The following is a 2,322-nucleotide window of genomic DNA, read 5'->3' on the forward strand; positions in this document are numbered from 1 at the left end:
TTGCGCAGTGGACTGCGGCTTGGTGCTGCAGCCGGACATCGTGGCCCAGCAGGTCGAAAGCAGCGTGGTCTTCGGGCTGACGGCCGCGCTCTACGGCCGCATCGACATCGTGGGCGGCGAAGTCCAGCAGAAGAACTTCCCGGACCAGCCACTGCTGAGCCTGCGCGAATGCCCGCTGATCGAGACCCACCTCATCACCAGCACCCGCACGCCGACCGGCATTGGCGAGCCCGCCGTGCCGCCAGTCGCGCCAGCGCTGGCGAATGCCTTGTTTGCGCTGACGGGTCAGCGGCTGCGCAGCTTGCCGCTGACGCTGGCCGCCTGAAAAGGCCGGGCGCAGCCCGGCCCGGGGAGTGCCAATCCTCAGGTCTCGCCGTGCAGCGCGCGCAGCGCGCGCACCAGCGAAGCGCGCAGGCGCTGCGCGTCGATCGGCTTGGTCAGGAAGTCGTTCATGCCTTCGGCCAGCGCCTGGTTGCGCTCGGAGACCAGCGCCGCGGCGGTCAGCGCGATGATGGGCAGCTGCTCGCGCGAGTGGCGACGGCGCAGCACCTGGGTCGCCTCGTGGCCGCTGATGCCGGGCATCTGCACGTCCATCAGCACCACGTCGTACGGCCGGCCCAGCGCAAAGGCCTGCTCCACCGCCTCGATGGCCTGCGCGCCGTCATGCGCCTGCGTGACCAGCGCGCCCCACTGCTCCAGCAGGGCCACCGAGATCATCATGTTGACCGGGTTGTCCTCGACCATCAGCACGCGTGCGCCGTTGACCGGGTCCATGCCGCCGCTGCCGGTGCTGGCCTCCAGGTCCTCGCTGCTGCCGCTGGGCAGCGGCAGCTCGGCCCAGAACACGCTGCCGCGGCCCGGCTCGCTGAGCATGCCGACTTCGCCTTCCATCAGGTGCGCCAGCTGGCGGCAGATGGACAGGCCCAGGCCGGTGCCGCCAAAGCGCCGGTTGACCGAGTTGTCGACCTGGGTGAAGGGCGTGAACAGCCGGGCCTGCGCGTCTGGCGCGATGCCGCTGCCGGTGTCGCGCACCTCAAAGCGCAGCGCGTTGCCGCCGATGCGCCGCACCGCCAGTTCGATCCGGCCGGCCTGGGTGAACTTCAGCGCGTTGGTCAGGTAGTTGCTGAGGATCTGGCGCAGCCGCACCGAGTCGCCGATGACGATGGCCGGCACGTCGGCATCACAGGCCAGGCGCATCGCCAGGCCCTTGTTGTCGGCCAGTGCGCCATAGGCCTGGTAGAGGCTGTCGAGCAGCGCCTGCAGCGAAAACGGCAGGTGCTCCAGGTGCATCTTGCCGGCCTCGATCTTGGACAGGTCCAGGATGTCGGAAATGATGGCCGACAGGGTCTCGGCGCTTTCGCTGATCTGCTCGATGTAGTCCTGCCGGCGGCGCTCGCCGACCTCGGGCTGGCGCGCCAGCCGGGCCAGCCCGAGCAGCGCATTGAGCGGCGTGCGGATCTCGTGGCTGAGGTTGGCCAGGAAGTCGCTCTTGGCCCGGTTGGCAGCCTGGGCCTCGTCACGCGCCTTGGCCAGCTGCTGCTCGACCTGGCGGCGCTCGGTCACGTCTTCGGCCAGCCAAAGGTTGCCACGCGGGCCGGGCTTGTGCGGGTTGATGGCCTTGGCCATCAGGCGGCAGAGGAAAACGCTGCCGTCGCGCCGCTTGAGCAGGTGCTCCAGCTCGATCGACTCACCGGCCGTCAGCCGCGGATCGAAACGCCGCTGGGCCTCCAGGTGCTCGGCTCGCGTGGGCCAGATCACCGCGGCATGCTGGCCCACCAGCGCGCCGGGCGGCCAGCCCAGCATGGCCTCGAAGCGGGGGTTGGCCATCACGAAATGCTCGTCACGCACGAACGCGATGCCGATCAGCGCGTTGTCCAGGATCGCCTGGTACTCCAGCCGGGTCTGCTCGGCCTGGGTCACGTCGCGCAGCGTGACCACCATGTAGTCGACCTGGTCCTCGTGGAAGCGTGCGGCCGACAGCAGCACGTCCAGCCGGCGACCGTTGCGCGCGGTGAGCGTGACCGGCATGTCCTGCACCGCGGCCCGCTGGCGCAGCACCTCCAGCAGCTCACCGCGCTGGGCCGGGTGGGTCCAGATGCCGACCTCCAGCGCGGTGCGGCCGATCACGTCGCTCGCGCGGTAGCCCATCAGGCGCTCGAAGCTGGCGTTGACCATCACATAGCGCGAGCTGCCAAGCTCGGTCAGCGAGATCGCGTCGGGGCTGATGTCGACCAGGTGCGACATCAGGGCATCCGCGCGGCCGCTGGTGGCGGCAGGCGCCGGCGTGTGTTCGGGCAGCAGCAGCGACAGCGTGGCAGGTGC

The 2,322-nt window shown here is 70.0% G+C and carries 1 protein-coding gene and 1 pseudogene; one reads left to right on the forward strand and one right to left on the reverse strand.

Features of this window, described 5'->3' with window-relative positions; all coding sequences use genetic code 11:
- Window positions 1-325 (forward strand): annotated as a pseudogene (locus tag FKP22_RS32905) (xanthine dehydrogenase family protein molybdopterin-binding subunit); the annotation flags it as partial.
- Between the two features lie 38 nt (window positions 326-363).
- Here FKP22_RS32905 and FKP22_RS27555 read toward each other — a convergent pair.
- Window positions 364-2,322 (reverse strand): PAS domain-containing hybrid sensor histidine kinase/response regulator (locus FKP22_RS27555; protein ID WP_141291166.1); only part of this gene is annotated, 1,959 nt, incomplete at its 5' end.

The organism is Ideonella azotifigens (assembly GCF_006519715.1).
GTDB lineage: Bacteria > Pseudomonadota > Gammaproteobacteria > Burkholderiales > Burkholderiaceae_C > Ideonella > Ideonella azotifigens.